The 20029-nt window shown below is 41.2% G+C and carries 14 protein-coding genes and 1 other annotated feature; of the genes, 13 read left to right on the top strand and 1 reads right to left on the bottom strand.

Translation table 11 applies throughout. The features are described 5' to 3' along the window. Positions 1–242: 242 nt before the first annotated feature. Entirely contained in the window at positions 243–3083 is a 2841-nt protein-coding gene (locus tag MKY15_RS03320) for an S-layer homology domain-containing protein (RefSeq protein WP_342538963.1), read from the top strand. A gap of 77 nt (positions 3084–3160) precedes the next feature. Here MKY15_RS03320 and MKY15_RS03315 read toward each other — a convergent pair whose 3' ends face one another. Then, on the bottom strand, positions 3161–4528 hold the full coding sequence (locus MKY15_RS03315; protein WP_342538962.1) for a DUF6612 family protein: 1368 nt from the start codon (positions 4526–4528) through the stop codon (positions 3161–3163). 216 nt (positions 4529–4744) lie between these two features. Here MKY15_RS03315 and MKY15_RS03310 point away from each other — a divergent pair, with 216 nt between their 5' ends. From MKY15_RS03310 to ilvN, 12 genes are all read left to right on the top strand, one after another. Further along, on the top strand, positions 4745–6040 hold the full coding sequence (locus MKY15_RS03310) for a hypothetical protein (protein WP_342538961.1): 1296 nt from the start codon (positions 4745–4747) through the stop codon (positions 6038–6040). Positions 6041–6058: 18 nt separating this feature from the next. Continuing rightward, positions 6059–7300, top strand: a complete 1242-nt coding sequence (locus tag MKY15_RS03305; RefSeq protein WP_342538960.1) for a hypothetical protein — start codon at positions 6059–6061, stop codon at positions 7298–7300. A gap of 102 nt (positions 7301–7402) precedes the next feature. Then, the gene (locus tag MKY15_RS03300) at positions 7403–8020 is read left to right on the top strand and encodes a class D sortase (protein ID WP_338655375.1); all 618 of its coding nucleotides are present in this window, start codon (positions 7403–7405) and stop codon (positions 8018–8020) included. 233 nt (positions 8021–8253) lie between these two features. Next, entirely contained in the window at positions 8254–8898 is a 645-nt protein-coding gene (locus MKY15_RS03295; protein ID WP_342538959.1) for an NEAT domain-containing protein, read from the top strand. Between the two features lie 22 nt (positions 8899–8920). Continuing rightward, positions 8921–10465 carry an NEAT domain-containing protein gene (locus MKY15_RS03290; RefSeq protein WP_342538958.1) on the top strand — a complete coding sequence of 515 codons (1545 nt, stop codon included), beginning with the start codon at positions 8921–8923 and terminating at the stop codon, positions 10463–10465. A 93-nt stretch (positions 10466–10558) separates the two neighbouring features. After that, positions 10559–11536, top strand: coding sequence for an NEAT domain-containing protein (locus tag MKY15_RS03285; protein ID WP_342538957.1), 978 nt, complete (start codon positions 10559–10561; stop codon positions 11534–11536). Positions 11537–11607: 71 nt separating this feature from the next. Further along, complete coding sequence (isdE, locus tag MKY15_RS03280; RefSeq protein WP_338655378.1) at positions 11608–12495, top strand: heme ABC transporter substrate-binding protein IsdE; 888 nt, start codon at positions 11608–11610, stop codon at positions 12493–12495. A gap of 14 nt (positions 12496–12509) precedes the next feature. Next, the gene (locus tag MKY15_RS03275; protein WP_340740636.1) at positions 12510–13502 is read left to right on the top strand and encodes an iron ABC transporter permease; all 993 of its coding nucleotides are present in this window, start codon (positions 12510–12512) and stop codon (positions 13500–13502) included. Then, positions 13492–14262, top strand: a complete 771-nt coding sequence (locus MKY15_RS03270; protein WP_340767141.1) for an ABC transporter ATP-binding protein — start codon at positions 13492–13494, stop codon at positions 14260–14262. The genes MKY15_RS03275 and MKY15_RS03270 overlap by 11 nt, the downstream gene beginning before the upstream one ends. 1452 nt (positions 14263–15714) lie before the next feature. Further along, positions 15715–17382, top strand: a complete 1668-nt coding sequence (gene ilvD, locus MKY15_RS03265; RefSeq protein WP_067214050.1) for a dihydroxy-acid dehydratase — start codon at positions 15715–15717, stop codon at positions 17380–17382. Positions 17383–17385: 3 nt separating this feature from the next. Beyond that, positions 17386–17628, top strand: a binding site (T-box leader). Positions 17629–17759: 131 nt separating this feature from the next. Continuing rightward, positions 17760–19487, top strand: coding sequence for an acetolactate synthase large subunit (gene ilvB, locus MKY15_RS03260; protein WP_255428716.1), 1728 nt, complete (start codon positions 17760–17762; stop codon positions 19485–19487). Continuing rightward, on the top strand, positions 19484–19999 hold the full coding sequence (gene ilvN, locus MKY15_RS03255; protein ID WP_067212339.1) for an acetolactate synthase small subunit: 516 nt from the start codon (positions 19484–19486) through the stop codon (positions 19997–19999). The genes ilvB and ilvN overlap by 4 nt, the downstream gene beginning before the upstream one ends. The last annotated feature ends 30 nt before the right edge of the window (positions 20000–20029 follow it).

The following is a 20029-nucleotide window of genomic DNA, read 5'->3' as shown; positions in this document are numbered from 1 at the left end:
AGCGCTCCTCGTCCTAGGCGATGTCGGTTGCTGTTTAATTCATCCTATTTACGTTGTTCCAGTACTGCTTAATCTGTTTGTGCCTTCTAATCTAGCAAACAACTATACCCATAAATTGGACCATGATAGACTTCAAACTACATGCTACGATAAGGGTGCAACAAAAAGGTACATAAGCAGTACCACTAAGAATTGGTATTTTTACAATGCAATTCTATAGTATTTAAGAGGAGGAATTTTTTATGACTAGTAAACAATCATCGAAGTACAAGAAATTTATAGTAGGAGCTGCAACAGCTGCTCTAGTAGCATCGGCAGTAGCACCGGTAGCAAGTGCGAAAGATTTCAAAGATACAAAAGGTAACACACACGAACCAGCAATCGACGCACTATCTGATGCGGGTGTCATCACTGGCTATCCAGACGGTTCATTCTTGCCAAACAAAACGTTGACTCGTTCTGATGTTGTGAAATTGATGGGTAAATGGCTTGTATCTGAAGGTTATAAAGTACCGACAGACTATAAAACTAACATGCGTTTCAAAGACTTGAAACCAACATCAAATGATGAGCTATTACAATATGCTGCAGTCGTAAAAGAAAATGGCGTATTTAACGGGAGTAACGGTAATCTATTAGCAGGCGACAACATCACTCGTGAAAACATGGCTGTTGTTATCGTTCGTGCTTTTGATACAGTTGAAGACATAGAACTCGTAAAATATGTTAAAGATCAAGACTTCAAAAAAGACGTTACTGATCTAGCAAAAGCAAAAGCTGAAGCTCGTACAGCTATCGATGTTCTTGATTTCTTCGATATCACGAACCCAGCTGCACCTGCTTTCAACCCTAAAGCCACAACAACTCGTGGACAGTTTGCTACGTTCTTACACAAAACTATTAAAACAGACTTCTCTGAAGTTAAAGCACCTGTAGTAGATGTGGATAAAGTTGCAGTGGACGCAGCAGCTGAACAAGTTAAAGCTGGCGCAGTTACTGTTGCTCGTGGAAACTATGCAACTGATGCTAACAAACTAGCAGCAGTTCAAACATATGTTACTTCACTTGTAACTGAAAAAGACGTAGTAGCAACAGTAGTAGCAGGTAAAACTGCTGGTGAATATGCTGTGACACTTACTAAAGGTGAAGCAAAAGCAGAGAAAACTATCGCTGTAACATTTGACTTCGCAGCAGACGATCGCTTTGTTACTGAAGTTAATGCATTGAACGCTACACAAGTTGAAGTTAAATTCAGCACAGCTGTAGATGCAAGTGATATTGCTAACAAAGTATCTATACAAGGCGTGAAATTCACTTCTCAGTCTTTGTCACAAGATGGAAAAACTCTTTCATTAACTGCTGAGAAACCAGTTAACGCTACAAAAGCAACAGTTGTTGTTGAACCGATTAAAACAAAAGCAGATGCAAAAGTTAAAACAGATAAATATGTTTCCACAATTACTTATAAAGATGAAGTAGCTCCGACAATTGCAAGCATTGAAGCGAAAACAAGCGGTAACGTTGCAACTAACCTTACTTTGAAAACTTCAGAGCCAATTAAAGCTACTGGACTTGTTAAAGTGAACGGAACTTATGTAACTCCAGTATTTACAGATTCAACTACTATTTCAGTTTCTGGGCTTGCACTTGAAGCTGGAAAAACACACACAATCGAACTAGTTAACATTGAAGACTTGGCTGGTATTAAAACAGTTTCAACTTCAGCTAACTTTACTGTAAGCGTTGATGCAGCTGCTCCAGCGGCTACACTTTCAGCAAAAGGTGAAAAACAAATCCTAGTTACTTTTAACAAATCAATGGATGTTAAATCTGTTCAGGATGCTATAGTAAGTGGATCTGTTAAAGATGAAGCATTAAATACTATTGCAACAAGTACAGTAACTGCTGTAGAAGGTTCAAACGATACACAGTTCTTGATTCCAGTAACAGCTGAAAACGTTTTTGCGAATAAAGCGAGCAGAACGTTGACTGTCGTATTGACAGATGCAAACAAAGATAAATTAGGTAATAAAATTGCAGCTACTACACAGAATGTAACACTTACAAAAGACACTGTGAAACCAGTAGCAACTGGCTATAAAGTAATCAAAAACGACGCTGGTAAAGTTACTTCAGTTGAAGTTGACTTCAGCGAAGGATTAGCTGCAGGAACACCTGCATTACCAACAATCGTTAGCGAAAATGGTGTAGCTGTATCGAACTTCCTTGGTGGATTCACTACAACAGTTAAAGCAGGAGATACAAAAGTAGTTTATACTGCTAAAACTCCAGCCAAAGTATCTGGTAAATTTGCATTCTCGTTTGCGAAAGACTTAGTATCTGACCAAGCAGAAACTGTAAATAAATCAGAAGCATTTAATTACACAATTGACTTTGGTCAAACAGAAACAGAAACAACATTTTCATTAACTTCCGCTGAAGCTAAAGATAATGTCATTACAGTCAAGTTCCCTGAAGCTGTAAAAGGTGGAGCAGTTGCAAACTCTGCGACAGACTTGGCTAATTATGCAATGGCGGGTAAACCACTACCATCTGGTACAACAATTACATTAGATGATGCACAAAAAGTAGCTACAATTACTCTACCAGTAGAATCAGTTGAAAAAGATGATCAAGCGGCAATCTTTACAGTAGCTAATATTCAATCTACAACTGGAAAATCATTAAACACGTACACAGGCACATTGGCTGTAGATGATAATGTAGCTCCTGTACTTGTAAGTGCAAAAGTTCTTGACAACAAAACTATAGAATTAACATACAGTGAGAATATTAAGCTTGCTAATGCTGAAGATAATATCTTCGAAGTTGATAACGACTTTGCGATTACAGTCGGTACAACTGCTTTACCTCTTAATAAGGGTGAATTGAAAGCAGAAGCAGTTTCTGGATTCCCTACGAAAGTGAAAATAACGATTGCACAAGGCAGTGGTGAAACAGCAACTACACTTGATTTAACAAAAGCTATAAAAGTCGTAACGAAAACTTCAACAACAACTAGTATTAAAGACATTAAAGGAATTGCCCAAAAAGCTGGCGTTGAAGTAAATGTAACAAAGTAAGTCAGTTATTATTAGGAAATATAAAAAAGCGGAACAAGCTCATTACGAGCTCGTTCCGCTTTTTCAAATCTACCTACTTACTTCTTCAAAGCCTCAGCTTTTTCAAACTCCAACTCTAACTGTTTCATATACTCTTCCATGCTGATTGCTTTTTTGATAACATCAGCAGGAACTTTGATTTCTTTAACTGCGTTAAAGTTGCTGAACGTTCCTTCAAGAAGTAATTTGATAGAGATTGTATCCTCATCCACCGTCATTGTAATATTTGCAACTGCAGATGTATCAAGTGGGAACAATGTCTTTTTATCGATTGTAGAAACAACATAGAATTCCTCGATGTTGAAATCTAGACCCTCAAGACCAATTACTTCTTCAGTAATTTCTCCCTCAGTAGCCTCTTCTTCAACGACAACTGCTTCTTCAGTAGCTTCTACAGTTACTTCTTCGATAACTTTCGTTTCTTCAGTTTTAGCTTCTTCAGTTACAGGAGTAGCTTTTACATCCTCTGATACTACTGGTTCAGTTAAGCCTGATCCTAGAAGTAAAGAAGTTACTTCTTCCATCATAGAAGCGAATTCTTCGTTAGAAATAGTTTGTGTCATTACATATACATCATCGTATTCAAAGATGTTAACGCCTTTAGTGAATTTCTTTTGTAGCTCTTCTAATTGTGCAAGTAAATCCGTTTGTGTTGAAAGATCAAGTAAACCTTTTGTTAGTTCATCATCATGCTTGACCCATACATCACCGATTTGTTGGAAATAACCATCTTTTGTGAGGTACATAGAAGAAATATCTTCAATTGCTTCTCCGGCAAAGTCTGTTGATGCTTTAGTAATTGTATAGAATGATAGTGGCTCGTTGATTTGGTCCATCTTGATATCCATAAGCATGCTGATTGCTTCATTTTCTTCAAGAGATGACTCCATTTTCATGTCCATTGTTAATGCTGAAGAAACACTTTTCAAATCAGCTGCAGCTGATTTTGCTAAGAATGCAGCGACGTCTTGTACACGGTTTGTCGTAACGGTAACCGTTTTTTGATCTTCAGAAACTTCAACTTCAAAACCTTCTAAAGTTGCTAAAAACTCACCAGAAACATAGTTTCCTGCGTTTTGCAAAGTAAGAGGGAATTCAGTGTCCGCTTTCTTGCCGTCTACTTCAATCGAACTTGCAGCTGCATTGAAATCAACAGTCAAGTACGTGTTTGTTACGTTAACTTTACCTGATTTGTCCTTAGCAACTTTATAGCCAGCTTCCTTAAACAAATCTTCCACCGGAATTAAAACTTGATCGTGTGACATAAAGGGTTGCTCGTAGCTAGTAACCTCGACGCCATCTACTACTAACTTCATTGCGGATGATTGTGCAGCCGCTGATCCGTGTGGCAATGCGAACGATAGTGCGAAAACGAACGCCAATGCCCATGTAATAATCTTCTTCATTGAAATAAAACCCCCATCAAATTATTGGTAAAAAACCTACTAAGTTGTAAGTATACTACCATTTACGAGTATATTCCAGAAAGGTTTCACTTATTACGAAATTAATCTGAATTTATTATTGTCATTTAAGTAGTTTGGTAGATTTAACGAAGGGTATCTGTATATAAATGAATTATTAAAAAACTCTATATCGTTTTTGGAAAGGTGGTGAATTGAGTGAAGAGAATATTTATTGTTTGTGTGACTTGTATAACATTCTTTCTATTATCACCAACTTTTGTTCATGGTGAAAAAATGCCGGTAGAAAAGTCTGACGGCTTATTGGCTGGTACTTTGAAGAATGTCGGTGCAGAGTTAAAAAGCACAACAGAGTCAATTGAAATGATAGTAGAGGAGTCGGTGCATGGCGCTAGAGAAACGGTTAAAGACACAGTTGTTTTTACAGAACAGACTGTTAAGAGTTTGTCTGAGCCAGCGAAAAGTGAGACTGAATCTTCACTACTAAATAATACAAAAAGTTTACTAGAAAACACGGTTGACAACACTTTACCTGTTGTGGAAAAAACGACTGAAGCAGTAACTGAAACGATTAGAACTACGTCAACTGAAGTAACGAATACTGTAGATTCTATCGTAAATGAATTACCGGAAATGCCTGTGGTCGCTCCAGTTGTTGGAGGAGTAAAAGAATTAGGGAAGCAAACAACGACTGAAGTGCTGAAAACGGTCAATCTGACAGTGGATTCTGTTGTAGCTGAATTGCCGACTGTCCCTGTTGTTACCCCGGTTGTAAAGGAAGTTGGAGATACGGTTAAGGAGACGGTTTCTGCAGTTCAACCAATTCAGGTAAAACCAGTTGCGGATGAAACAGAAAAAAATCCGGACAGTACTCCAATAGATGCAGTTGTAGAGACTAACGAGACGGTAAGTAAAGAACCACAAAATGATAGCGGGACAATGAGTATGGAGAGCGATAAATCCTACCAAAGACAAATAAACGCAACACGTATAATTCTAGTGGAAGAAACAACTGATTTGATTAAACAGGAGGACCTAATGGAAGAACAGACAGGCCTTAGTGATAGACCGAATAGACTTCCTGATGAAGCGGAAATAGTTAGTGCTCTTCCTATTTCAAAAGATACTTCAAATCTCGTTTCTATGAAAATAGTAGCGTCTCAACTAACAAATTATACGGGTGGTGACTCTGTTAACTTCCAAAAAGAGGTGGATCAAAAGTCTACTCTGCCAACCGAACCCCGACAAAAATGGAAAGATCTTTCGGTAGCTACCATAACATCGTCCATGTCCTCAATAGCAACTTCTCCATTACAAATAAGTGGACACAATGATTTGGGTTTTGGGGTAGTAGTTGATGTATTTTTATTACTTATTTCAAATGGTAGGCAATGGATACCATCAGATGACCATGCCATGATTCAATGGACACATGCTCCTCCAGGGCAACCGCCGCAACAGACTCCTTTTTTAAATGTGAAACAAACATTATAAAAAAGGAGAGGAATAATAATGAAAAACAATTGGATGAAGTATGCTGGGGTGACTTTAGGGATGTGCTTGACACTGAGCTTCTCTCCCTCATTTGTGAATGCGGATGAAACTGGAGAAGATAACTCGTTGAATTTGGATATTAACCTACTGAATGACAAGGAAGATAAGGCAACAATTGTGGATATTCAAGCGGATAATATTCCGATTTTAGGAGACCTGAAAGCACAGATTCCAGCAAAAAGTCCAGTCTCTGAGAATACTAGCGATGTAGGAGAGGATAATCAACAGAAATCTGCCCTTGCAACAATCGAATTGACCAATACAGATGGGTTAATCGACGATCTGAATGTCTCCGTCATGGAGCAAAGTAGCATGCAAGACGAGAACTCTGCTTCAAGTAAAAGCTCACTCGCATCGGTCAACTTATCGACACCGATAACAAACGAAGTCGAGTTGGATGTTCTTCTTTCAGATGCACAGTCAGGCGAAGAAACCTCATCGTATGATGGTGGATTAGTAGAGTTGAATGCAGAAGATCTGCCAGTACTCGGAGAAGTACATGCAGGCGTTTTGGATAGTCACTATAAAAACGCTGAGGAAACTACATCATTGTCATCCGGTTTGCTACAAGCCGATTTAGATGATGGGTTATTAGATAAAACTTCAGTTGATGTTCTTACGCTAGACAGGAACACAGATGGAAATATGACATCTACTAAACATAGCGGTGTTTCATTAATTGTTGGGAACGATACAATTGGAAATATCAACGTCGATATCCTAACAAATGAAACTATGCAGCCCGGTTTAACCGAAGGAGATACTGTACTCACTCCACCTATAGATGATGCAACTGGCTTAACGCCAGATGAAGGTGGAGACGTCGCAACCCCAAATGAAGAAACAGTCTCACCACCAAAGACTGAAGATGTGACCGGTTTAAAACCAGGCTCTGACGCAGGTGGCGTGTCACCCAATGTAAATATAGAGGAGCAAACGCCGAGTACTGTGACCGAGGAAATTACACTGAATGAAAATACAGAGGGCGTAAGTGACGATACAGTCGGAATAACACACAGTGAAGACAGTGCCAGTTCAGCATCAGAGGAGGAAACTGATGGTATAGTATGGGCCGCAACTGATTCTAATGCAATGTCAGAAGCTATTGCAATGGATACAATTGGCATGAAACAAAATCCTCCATCCAGCAATGGAATGGACAAGTATTGCCGAAAACGGGAGGGTTTTTCGATAGTATAATCCTTTCTTTACTAGCCTTGTTTCTTCTTGCAACTGGACTGGGTATCCGTCGATTTGCTCATTAATCCAAGTGATTTCAAGAGCAAGGGAGCGGATGCGTAGATGAAAAAAACAATGAAATGGCTAGGAAACATTATGATTATGACGAGCATTTTTTTGCTGGTGTGGTTGATTGCGGGAAATATGACTAGCAAACAGCAGCAAAGCCACCTTTTAGATGCTTTCGATTCGGTCAAAGCGGAAGCCGATTTAGATAGGACTATAACAACTGATGAACAAGGACCTTCCAGTGGGGAAAAACAAGAATCCCGTGAAATTGAGGGGGTATTGTCCATTCCTGTCATTAATCTAAAATCGCCAGTTCTGTATGGAGCCGATCCGGTTAGCCTAAGTAGAGCGTTGGGTGCTGTGGCGGATATGGATAAGCCAGGTGAGTTAGATGGCAGTTATGCTATCGCAGGTCACCAAGCCCATGTGTTTGGTGCGTTCTTTAATCGTCTTCATGAAGTTGAAGTTGGTACTCGCTTCATTTATGAAACAGTTGAAGAATCCATGGAATTCGAAGTGTTTGATGTGAAAGTGGTCAAGCCGAATGAAGTGAATGTCCTTGACCGAAAAAAAGGTGTCGCGCTGCTCTCGCTAATTACGTGCTATCCTGCGAACTCGAACAAATATAGACTTGTAGTCCAAGCGAAGAGAGTGGATGCGGTGACACCATAACGAACCTTAGAAATCAGTAACCCCCTTAATGTCACATAGTTGACAATGAGGGGGTTTTTCTTTGAATTGTGTCAGGATTGTTGTGATGACTGTCACCACACATGTGAACAGTTTGTGAAAGCCTTTGCAAGTTGTTTGACAACACAAATCTATAAGCTATTATAGGAAGAGTAATAGATGATAATTGTTCTCACTATGGATTCTTCCCGTGTGGAGGGAGGAGGTATTGTGTTTTGAAACATCGATTAACCATACCACTTTCATTACTCATTTTTTTTAGTGTTGTTTTTGGTTCTTATACACCTAATGCTCACGCAGCCGAACTCTCGGATGGTACATATGTTGTCGACTACGAAATGTTGCAAGCTGAGAATGATTCCGTATCGATTGCAAATGATTATTTTGAAAAACCGGCAACGCTGACGATTGATAAAGACGGGCAGTATTTACAATTCACAGTGAACCATGCTAAATGGATTAAATTCATAAAATCGGCAAATGGTGAATCATTTGCTGACGTGAATATGGTCAGTGAAGATCTTGAGAATGATAAGCGCGTCATTGCATTTAAAGTAGACGGAGATAGTACAGAGCCGTTGCTGTTACAAATGCATGTTGTCATTGAAGAGATGGAGCCGTCGTATGATCACAAGTACTCGGTCCGTTTGAATCTAGATGTAGAAACGATGGAATTGACAGACGCTCCTGCGGTTGTTGTTAATACGCCTGTTGCCGAATCAAAATCTGTTGACACGATTGAAAAGAAAGATGAGCCAACAAGTAGCACAGCACTTATTTATGTATTGCTCGCAATAATCGCTATCATTGCGATTATTTTTGTGCGCAAGTTCAGTTCCGCGAAGAAAGTAAAAAAATAAACCATTAAAAGGGGATTAACGAATGAAAAAGCAACTAATGATGTTATTTTCAGCACTACTCGTTCTATTTACTGTACTACCTGCTAGCCAATTCGAAGCAGCTGAAGTAACTACACCGGCGAAACAAGAATTTGAACTACCACTTGATATATTGCAAGTTGAAAATGATGATAAATCAGCAACAGCACAATATGTGAAAAGTCCTGCGAAAATTGTTGTTGAAGACGGTAAAACTTACGCATACGTAACATTATTAAGCAGTAAGTGGTGGCAGTCACTGAAAGTCCAAACAAAACAGCCAGGTACATTTAAAGAAACAAACTTCGCAGATGCAGAAGTAATCAGTGAAGATAAGGCAGCGGATACTAGACTTGTTAAATTTGAAGTTCAAGATCTTAGTAAAGAATTGAATGCTAAAATCCATATTATCGTAACGGGTGTACCAGGCTTAGGAGAGTATGACCACAGCTATGATATCCGTTTGAAATTCGATGACAGCAAAACTCCGGTAGTACCAGAAGTACCGGAAGTAACTCCTGAAAAACCGGAAACTCCCGAAGTACCCGTAACACCAGCACCAGAAGTAATTAAAGACGGTGCATATACAATCGATTACAAAGCATTGCATGAAGAAGAAGATAAAGATTCATCAATGACTAGATACCTTGAAACACCAGCAGCACTTTCTGTGAAAGACGGTAAAAACCTTGTTACAATGACACTTACGAACAATGAACAAATTACAGCTTTCCAAGTAGAACAAGCTGGTAAATTCGTAGATACAACTGTTGTAAAAACAGATGTAGAAGCAAACACAAGAGTTGTTGAATTTGAAGTAGCTGATTTATCAACAATTATCAATGCTAAATTCACAGTATTTGTAGCAGCAGCGAACCACACAGGGAACTATTCTGTACGTCTTGCTTTTGACAAAGCAACTATTAAACCAGTTGTAATAGAAGAAGTACCTGGTGAAGAAGTAGAAACGCCTGTTGAAGTAGTACCCGTAACATTTAAAGATATCGACAAAACATGGGCAAAACCTTACATCGAGTCACTTGCATCAAAACAAATCGTTAAAGGCAAAACGGCAACAACGTTTGCTCCAAATGATCAAATTACAAGAGTGCAATTTGCAATCCTATTGTCACGTGCACTTGAACTTCCGAAACAAGATTATAAAGGAACATTCTCTGACGTAACAAAAAACATGGACTGGATCGTTTACGAAGCTGAAGCGGCAAGCCGTGCAGGTATCATCAGCGTAACTGATGGAAAATTCCGTCCGAATGAAGCAATCACACGTCAACAAATGGCTACTATGATTATCCGTGCAATTGAATACAAAGATGCAAGTGTACTAGAAGGCGTGAAAAATGATGTTGCGTTTGCAGATGCGAAAGACATTACTGCATATGCAAAAACATCTGTTGACTTGGCAGCTGGTCTTGGTATCATTGGCGGTAAAGAAGTAAAAGGTAAACAACTATTCGAACCAAAAGCAAACGCGACACGCGCACATGCTTCTAAAATGGTTTATTACTTACTCGAAACACTTCAAAAATAATTTTATACAATCAATCAATGCCGGCGTCACTGCACCATTTGTGACAGCCGGCATTGTACTGATTAAAATGTTTTCGGTAAAGGAGATAATGATTTGAAAAAAAAATCCGTATTTATGATGACAGTATTATTCGCTTTATTTACGATACTTCCCACACTTGCACCAGACAAAGCAGCTGCGGCTTCCAAATATGCCGATGGCGAGTACACGGTTCCGTTTACAGTGTTAAAAGATACAGGTAATGAGCAATCGACGACAGCTGACTATATGGTTAGTCCGGCGAAAGTAACCGTTCAAAACGGTAAAACGTATGCCGTTGTTACATTGAAAAACAGTTCTTGGTGGCAATACTTTAAAGTGCAAGCAGGCGGTGGATTTGCCGATGTACAAGTAGTAAGTAATGATACGGCAAATGATAAACGCGTTGTGAAATTTGAAGTGACAGACATTGAGCAATTGGTAAATGCCAAAATTCATGTCATTGTAACGGGCATACCCGGTTTTACATATGACAACAAATACGATATCCGCTTCAAATTTAACAGTTCCAATATCCCTTTAGCGCCTGTCGCCGGGCAGCCCGCAACACCTCCAGCGTCTAAACCAACACCTAAACCAGTACAACCAACACCGAAACCAACGCCCGAACCTTCAGTAACGGAAAAGGCGACTGCAACACCTAAACCAGTTGAAAACAAACAGGCTGTAACAAAAGTAGAAACGAAAACTGAAGAAAAAAACGAAGCGAAACCAGTAGAATCTAAAGAAGTTGCGAGTGAAAAGTCAGCTACAACAGCAGAAGAAAAAGCGACTGTTGAGACTGAGCAATCGAAAGAAGAAGCTGAGTCTGTGGCGAGTGAAGAAGAAATCGTTGCCGAAGATCAAGCAGCGGCAGAAAAAGAAGAAGAGTCATCTGAAGTAACGAATGAAGCAAACGAGGCTGAAGTTGAAGCAGATTCAATATCTGAGTCGAATTCGAAATCTATATGGTATATCGTCATTTTCTCGATACTTATTCTTGGTGGAGTTATTGTCTTCGCTATGAGACAGCGCACACGGACTGAAAAGTAAGAGGTACATGGTAGTCGGGTCTTGAGAACGAAAGCGAGACCCTTTTTTACATAAGCTACAAGGAGTTGTTAATGAACATGCGAAAAGCACGTAATCTTTTTTATATACTTCTAGCTACTGTAGTTCTAGCTGGTTGTTCGTCCCAAAAAGGCACTTCATCCAATGAAGAAAATACCGAACCAGCGGGTGAGCGGATCGTTGCTACAACGGTTGCGTTGACGGAAATTATGGATGCCCTAGAAATCGATTTAGTCGGGATACCATCAAGTTACAAAGACTTGCCGAAACGCTACACCGATGTACAAGAGGTCGGGAATCCGATGAGCCCCGATATGGAAATGCTGCTGTCACTCAAACCGACAGAAATACTGTCCGTGACAACGCTAAAATATGATTTGCAAGAGATGTTTGACGAACGTGACATCGATATGACTTATGTAAATTTGGAAAGCATAGACGCAATGCACAGCGAAATCTTACATTTAGGCGAGAAGTATGATCGCGAAAAACAAGCGAAAGCGATTGTCGATCAATTCGAAGAGAAAGTTGCCGAAATTGATAAACTATCAGAAGGTAAAGCTCAGCCTACTGTGCTCATTTTACTTGGTATTCCAGGGAGTTATCTAGTTGCAACAGAACATTCCTATATCGGAGACCTTGTTAAGCGGAGCGGCGGTAAAAATGTCATTACAGGAGAAAAAGTAGAGTTTCTTTCTTCTAATACAGAATACTTACAGCAAGCAAAACCGGATATCATTTTAAGAGCTTCACATGGTATGCCAGAACAGGTCATTCAAATGTTTGACGATGAGTTCAAATCGAATGACGTTTGGCAACATTTCGAAGCTGTTAAAAATGACCGTGTCTATGATTTAGACGAACTTCTATTTGGAACAACAGGCAGTTTAGCAGCAGTCGAAGCATTGGGCGAACTGCAAAAAATGTTGTATCCAAACTAAAGGCAGGGATAATAATGTTACGGAAAAATAAAAAGGCGCTCAGTTTTATCAGCGTCATTATTCTACTCATACTAGTTAGCATTCAATCTGCACTAATGGGAAGTATTAAAGTCACGCCGTACGAACTGATTCATGGACTAATAACGGGGACAAATGATCAGGTTGCTATCATTAAGGATTTACGGCTTCCACGAATTCTAATCGCTCTATTTGCAGGAGCAGCTTTATCCGTGGCGGGTGTACTATTGCAAGCAGTAATGCGTAACCCATTAGCAGACCCAGGAATAATTGGTGTTTCTGCGGGTGCCGGGTTTATGTCCATAGTTGTAGTCGCTTTTTTTCCGACACTGTACTTTTTCGTTCCTCTTTTTGCTTTCTTGGGCGGAGCTTTGGCATTTTTCCTCGTGTACTCACTGTCCTGGAGATCCGGGCTTGATCCACTGCGCATGATTTTAATCGGAATAGCGGTGAATGCCTTATTCACAGGGCTGAGCCAAGGACTTGGTTTTAGCGGAAGTGCACTTACACAATCGATGAGTCAAGTGATGACCTCGACGCTTACGATGAAAAAGTGGAGTGATGTCGATGTACTCATTTTATATGGAACGATTGGCCTCGTGTTGGCGTTTGTCGTTTATTCGTGGTGCAATTACTTGGCGTTAGATGATAAGACTGCGAAAAATTTAGGGGTTAATGTAAATCTAGCGAGATTAGTGATTTCGTTAGTGGCTGTTCTGCTTGCTTCAGTTGCAACTGCAGTTGCAGGTCTATTTGCATTTGTCGGCTTGCTTATACCTCATATTGGACGGTCATTGGTGGGAACGGACCACAAAGTGCTAATTCCGTTTTCAGCACTGGCAGGGGCCTTGCTGATCTTAACGGCGGATACGTTAGGCCGAACGATTATAGCACCTAATGAAATCCCGGCATCTATCATTATGGCTGTCATCGGGGGACCTTTCCTCATATTCTTGCTGAGAAAGAGTGATCGTATTTATGGACATTAAGGCTATTACTTTCTCCTACGATAAAAAAGTAAATACGTTGCATGGCGTCAACAGTACGATTGATAGTGGGAAAGTGACGACGATTATCGGGCCAAATGGTTGTGGGAAATCGACATTACTTAGTGTGATGGCCAATAATAATCATCCGCAAAGTGGACAAGTTCTATTAGAGGGAAAAGCACTTGCCGATTTTAAACCGAAAGAGCTGGCGAAAAAATTAGCCGTTGTGCATCAGCAAAATAATGCCCCATCCGATATGACCGTCGAAAAACTAACAGGTTATGGCCGGATTCCATATAAGAGTTTGTTCACTTCAGCGACAGATGACGACCAACAGGCAATTGAGTGGGCGCTCGCGTGTACCAATCTGACAGATAAGCGAACAGTACCAATAGACGAATTGTCTGGAGGTCAAATGCAGCGCGTTTGGATTGCGATGGCGCTAGCGCAAAAAACGCCCTTCCTGCTATTAGATGAACCGACGACTTATCTTGATATTTATTACCAATATGAATTGTTGGAACTGATTAAGGGCTTGAATCGCACACATGGTATGTCAATCGTCATGGTTTTACACGATATTAATCAGGCGATACGTTATAGTGACATCATTATTGCGATGAAAGATGGAAAAATCGTTGCCAAAGGTACACCTAGTGAAGTTATCACCGTTCAAACTGTAAAAGAAATTTACGGGGTTGATGTTGTTGTGAAAAACGATAAAGAAACAGGTATGTACATCATTCCAATAGGGATTTGACTCACGTAGGTGACTGTCGTCCTCATAAGTAACCACTCCAGTAAACGCCTCTGGAGTGGTTTTTTATTGTCTAGACTCCAGCCGCTAGCCCCTGGGCCGTTGAAAAAGTCTCAATATATGGTGAAAATGGGGGATCCCGCTAATATCGCTTCTGCGCTTTGTGGATGCCTCCCGCTATAAGCCAGAAAGAAAACCACTTTCAGTCTTATCGCTCCGGCTACCACGAAGTCGCGCTTTCGCTGGGTGGTCTATGTAGAAAGCGCATTTCGGTATCGGTATGACATCTAGAAGTACGGTTTACTTCAAACATGGGAATGCATTTAACAACAGTCGCAATATAGGGAACGAATCGGAAATCCTGCTAATATCGCTTCTGCGCTTTGTGGGTGCCTCCCGCGATAAGCCAGAAAGAAAACCGTTTTCAGTCTTATCGCTCCAGCTACCACGAAGTCGCGCCTGCGCTGGATGGTCTATGTTAAAAAGCACATTTCGTTATCTATCATTACGGAGGCAAGTAATAAATATTCCAATATAGTGTGTAGAATCAGAAATCCTGCTAATACCGCTTCTGCGCTTTGTGGATGCCTCCCGCGATAAGGCAGAAAGGAGATCGCTTTCAGTCTTATCGCTCCGGCTACCACGAAGTCGCGCCTTCGCTGGATGGACTATGTGAGAAAGAGCATTTCGTTATCGGTATGAGACCTGCAATCTATAGTACTTCTTTCTTGAATTAAATCACTATCAATAAATAATCACATTAGAAACTCAGTATATACTCTCCGAATCACAACTCTCTCACTAATGAACAACGCTAGCGCAGGCGCGGCAAAGGGGTAGCCGAAGCTGTGAGACTGGAAGCGAAGCGCCAATCCAGGCTAACGGCGAGAGGCATCCCCAAAGCGCCAAGCGATCTACAATCTACACTCTGAATCACACTCTCTCAATAACGCGAGCACTAGCGCAGGCGCGGCAAAGGGGTAGCCGAAGCCATGAGACTGGATGCGAAGCGCCAATCCAGGCTCATGGTGAGAGGCATCCCCAAAGCGCCAAGCGATCTACAATCCACACTCCGAATCACAACTCTTTCACTAATGAACAACCTCATCGTGCTGAGCAGGCGATTGTGCTTTTTAAGCTTTTAGAAAAGTACTCATATCGGAAAAGATCATTGAAAATTGAATTCATGAAAAATAAATTTAAAAGTTTTTTAAATGTGCTATATGTGATATATCGCTGTATAACTGACGTGTAAGCGGATACATTTAAATCTACTATTCATAATTGGCTAACAATTTTAAAAACACTGTTGACTCCAGTGGGTATCCAAGATATGATGACATCAATCCAATTCAGTTCGTGATTCAATTCACAAACTACATAACCTAGACAACTAGATAAACAGATGTAAACATGTAAGTGATTTGATTAGGGGTGAGTACAATGGAAAAACCAATGAGAAGTGACATGATTAAAAAAGGTGTAGACCGTGCACCGCATAGAAGTCTGCTGTACGCAACGGGCGTTAGAATGAAAGATATGCACAAACCTTTCATCGGTGTATGTAACTCATATATTGATATTATTCCAGGTCATATGCATTTGAATAAATTCGCGGAAGTCGTCAAAGAGGCGATTCGTGAAGCAGGCGGTATCCCGTTCGAGTTCAACACAATCGGTGTTGATGATGGGATTGCAATGGGACATATTGGTATGCGTTATTCATTACCAAGCCGTGAACTCATCGCAGACTCTGCAGAAACGGTTATCAACGCTCACTGGTTCGACGGCGTATTCTACATTCCAAACTGCGACAAAATTACGCCAGGCATGTTGATGGCAGCAGTTCGAACGAACGTCCCATCCGTATTCGTCTCAGGCGGACCGATGGAAGGCGGCGTATCATCGACTGGTAAGCCTTTATCACTCGTTTCGGTATTCGAGGGTGTTGGTGCTTACAAACAAGGTACGATGACAGCTGAAGAGCTGCTAGACATTGAACAGAGTGCATGTCCTACATGCGGATCGTGTTCAGGAATGTTCACAGCGAATTCCATGAACTCGTTAATGGAAATGCTGGGAGTGACAGTTCCGGGTAACGGAACGATCGTTGCCACTTCGGATGAAAGACATAGACTCATTAAAGAAGCAGCGGAACATCTTGTTCGCATGGTGAAAGAAGATGTTAAACCGCGTGACATTATAACGAAAGAAACAATCGATGATGCATTTGCACTTGATATGGCAATGGGCGGTTCTACAAACACAGTCCTCCATACACTGGCAATCGCACACGAAGCAGAAATCGAATACGATGTTCGTGATATCAACAAAGTTGCTGAACGTATTCCTTATTTATCCAAAATTAGTCCATCTTCTGACTACACAATGCATGATGTTCATCTTGCTGGCGGTGTCAGTGCAATTATTAAAGAGCTCTGTGAAATCGAAGGAGCCGTCAGTCCAAACCGGATGACGATTACTGGTAAATCGCTTTATGAAAACGTAAAAGATTCTCATATTCTCAATGATGAAGTCATTCGACGTCACGATAATGCATACAGTCCTGTAGGTGGCTTGTCCGTTCTATTCGGTAATATTGCACCGGACGGCGGCGTCATCAAAGTAGGAGCCGTTGACCCATCGATTACAGAGTTCCGAGGAAAAGCCATTGTGTTTGAATCTCAGGAAGATACACAAGAAGGAATCGACAACGGAACAGTAAAAGCGGGTGATGTTGTTGTTATTCGTTACGAAGGTCCGAAAGGTGGACCGGGAATGCCAGAAATGCTCGCACCTACTGCAGCAATTGCAGGACGTGGGCTGGCAACGAAGGTAGCACTCATTACAGACGGACGTTTCTCAGGGGCATCTCGTGGTATCTCGATTGGCCACATTTCACCTGAAGCGGCTGAAGGCGGACCTATCGCACTAGTCGAAAATGGTGATATCATCTCAATCGATTTAACAAATCGGACAATTGAACTTGAAGTTTCCGATGAAGAACTAGAAAAACGAAGAGCACACTTAAAACCATTCGAACCTAAAATTAAAAAAGGCTATCTAGCTAGATATTCAGCGCTTGTCACATCTGCAAGTACAGGCGGAGTTATGAAAATTTAATAGTGAAAATCAATGATGGGGCAAAAGTAATTAGAACCTGTATTCACAGAGAGCCGGTAATGCTGGAAGCCGGTAATACAACTAGTTGCGACATCACCCCGGAGTGGATTGTTGAAATTATAGTAGGCAATCCCGGGCGTAGAGAAATCGGCGCTCGTTATAAAAAGAATAGACCTAGTCTATTCATGAGGCGGCTAGATTGCTGCGAACAAGGGTGGTACCATGAAAAGTTTTTTCATCCCTATGTAAAGGAGAAGTTCTTTGCGTGGGATGAAAAGGCTTTTTTTTTCGACAAGAAGATTGATTATTCAAAAGTAGAAGTAAGGAGGAGTTTATAGATGAATGCTGAAGTTCAAACGAAGCAAGCAGTAGAGGAAATGGCGCCAGAGACTGTGCAAGAGCCACAACAGACTAAACAACCGAAAGATGGGTCTGCTGTACTCATTCAAGCTTTGAAGGATCAAGGTGTCGAAGTTATTTTCGGTTATCCTGGAGGAGCTGTACTACCGATTTATGATGCATTGTATCAAAACCCTATTTCCCACATACTTGCACGTCACGAACAAGGCGCAATTCATGCGGCTGAAGGATATGCTCGTGTTTCAGGAAAACCTGGCGTCGTCATTGCGACATCTGGGCCTGGCGCGACAAACTTGGTAACTGGAATTACGGATGCAATGATGGATTCACTGCCACTTGTTATTTTCACTGGGCAAGTTGCGAATACAGTCATTGGTACTGATGCGTTCCAAGAAGCGGATATTATTGGGATCACGCAGCCAATCACAAAGCATAACTACCAAGTGAATGATGTATCTGACTTCCCAAGAATTATCAAAGAGGCATTCCACATTGCTTCAACAGGACGCCCAGGACCGGTACTCGTTGATATTCCTAAAAATATTGCAACGGGGCTCTTCATTCCAACTGGAGACTTGGACGCGGAAGTAGATTTACCAGGTTATCAGCCGACAACGACTCCGAACTATTTACAAATACAAAAAGCAGCAGAAGCCATTTCACAAGCGAAAAAACCACTTATTCTAGCAGGTGCAGGTATCTTGCATGCGCAGGCGATGGATGAATTGAAAGAACTCGTGGAGAAACATCAGATTCCCGTAACAAATACACTACTTGGCCTTGGCAGTATCCGTGGAGATCATGAACTATTCCTAGGAATGGCTGGTATGCATGGAACAGTTACATCCAATATGGCCATTAGTGAGTGTGATGTACTTGTCAATATCGGCGCGCGTTTCGACGACAGACTGACAGGCAATCTGGCATCATTCGCACCAAACGCGAAAATTATCCACATCGATATCGATCCTGCTGAGATCGGCAAAAATGTACCGACAGAAATCCCAATCGTGGCAGACGCCAAAGAAGCATTACAAGCGTTGCTGAAACAACAATTCAAGTCACCAGAAACAGAGACTTGGCTGACATACTTAAAAGAATCCGCCAAGAAGTTTCCACTGTGGTATGACAACGATGATGAAGGAACAATTCTTCCGCAACAAGCGCTTGAAATCATTCATCGTATTACGAAAGGCGATGCAATCGTCACAACGGATGTAGGACAGCATCAGATGTGGACGGCTCAGTACTATTCACTGAATAATCCAGATCATTGGGTAACCTCAGGCGGACTTGGCACAATGGGCTTTGGGTTCCCAGCGGCAATTGGTGCACAAATCGCCAAGCCGGATGCGCGTGTCATTGCAATTGTAGGAGACGCTGGATTCCAAATGACGGCGCAAGAGCTGTCGCTGTTACAAGAAATGCGCATTCCTGTGAAAATTATCATTCTCAACAATGGCTGTCTGGGAATGGTTCGTCAATGGCAAGAGACGTTTTACGAAAAGCGTTACTCACAATCATTGATGCCGGTTCAGCCAAACTTTGTGAAATTAGCAGAGGCGTATGACATTAAAGGCTATCGGATTGACACATTGGAAGAAGCGGAAGCGGTATTCCAAGAAGCACTGTTATCTGATGAACCCGTTCTCATCGACTGCCGTGTGAAACAACTGGAAAACGTCTATCCGATGGTTGCACCAGGTAGAGGACTACATGAAATGATCGGGGTGAGTAAACTATGAAACGAGTTATTACGGTAACTGTTATCAACCAAAGTGGCGTGCTCAATAGGGTGACCGGCTTGCTGATGAAAAGGCAGTTCAATATCGAAAGTATCACAGTTGGTCACACCGAAATAGCAGGCAGATCGAAAATGACGTTCATCGTCAATGTAGAAGACGAACGGAAAATTGAACAGCTCGTCAAACAGCTGCAAAAACAAATTGATGTTCTTAAAGTTAATGACATAACGGATAAAGCAATCGTTATGCGTGAGCTAGCTCTAGTAAAAGTCATTTCACCTCCGCATGTTAGAAGTGAAATGAACAGCATCATCGAACCATTCAGGGCAACGGTTATCGACACTGGAAAAAATGTCGTCACGTACCAAGTGATTGGAAATCCGGAAAAGATCGAGGCGTTTATCGATTTGCTCAGACCTTATGGCATTAAAGAATTGACAAGAACAGGCGCTACGGCATTTGTTCGTGAAACACAGAAAGTCCAATTACCTCAGTTATCTATATTAAAGTAAGAAAAACAGTGAAGGCGCCTTTCAAGGGCG

Source organism: Sporosarcina sp. FSL K6-1540 (assembly GCF_038620285.1).
In the GTDB taxonomy this organism is placed as follows: domain Bacteria; phylum Bacillota; class Bacilli; order Bacillales_A; family Planococcaceae; genus Sporosarcina; species Sporosarcina psychrophila.
The sequence above is the reverse complement of the archived record's forward strand: the minus strand, read 5'-3'. Positions and strand labels throughout refer to the sequence as shown.

What these genes read in the sequence shown, in the direction of transcription:
- MKY15_RS03320 (WP_342538963.1), top strand. Translation starts at nt 243, where the DNA reads ATGACTAGTAAACAATCATCGAAGTACAAGAAATTTATAGTAGGAGCT.
- MKY15_RS03315 (WP_342538962.1), bottom strand. Translation starts at nt 4,528, where the DNA reads ATGAAGAAGATTATTACATGGGCATTGGCGTTCGTTTTCGCACTATCG.
- MKY15_RS03305 (WP_342538960.1), top strand. Translation starts at nt 6,059, where the DNA reads ATGAAAAACAATTGGATGAAGTATGCTGGGGTGACTTTAGGGATGTGC.
- MKY15_RS03300 (WP_338655375.1), top strand. Translation starts at nt 7,403, where the DNA reads ATGAAAAAAACAATGAAATGGCTAGGAAACATTATGATTATGACGAGC.
- MKY15_RS03290 (WP_342538958.1), top strand. Translation starts at nt 8,921, where the DNA reads ATGAAAAAGCAACTAATGATGTTATTTTCAGCACTACTCGTTCTATTT.
- isdE (WP_338655378.1), top strand. Translation starts at nt 11,608, where the DNA reads ATGAACATGCGAAAAGCACGTAATCTTTTTTATATACTTCTAGCTACT.
- MKY15_RS03275 (WP_340740636.1), top strand. Translation starts at nt 12,510, where the DNA reads ATGTTACGGAAAAATAAAAAGGCGCTCAGTTTTATCAGCGTCATTATT.
- MKY15_RS03270 (WP_340767141.1), top strand. Translation starts at nt 13,492, where the DNA reads ATGGACATTAAGGCTATTACTTTCTCCTACGATAAAAAAGTAAATACG.
- ilvD (WP_067214050.1), top strand. Translation starts at nt 15,715, where the DNA reads ATGAGAAGTGACATGATTAAAAAAGGTGTAGACCGTGCACCGCATAGA.
- ilvB (WP_255428716.1), top strand. Translation starts at nt 17,760, where the DNA reads ATGGCGCCAGAGACTGTGCAAGAGCCACAACAGACTAAACAACCGAAA.
- ilvN (WP_067212339.1), top strand. Translation starts at nt 19,484, where the DNA reads ATGAAACGAGTTATTACGGTAACTGTTATCAACCAAAGTGGCGTGCTC.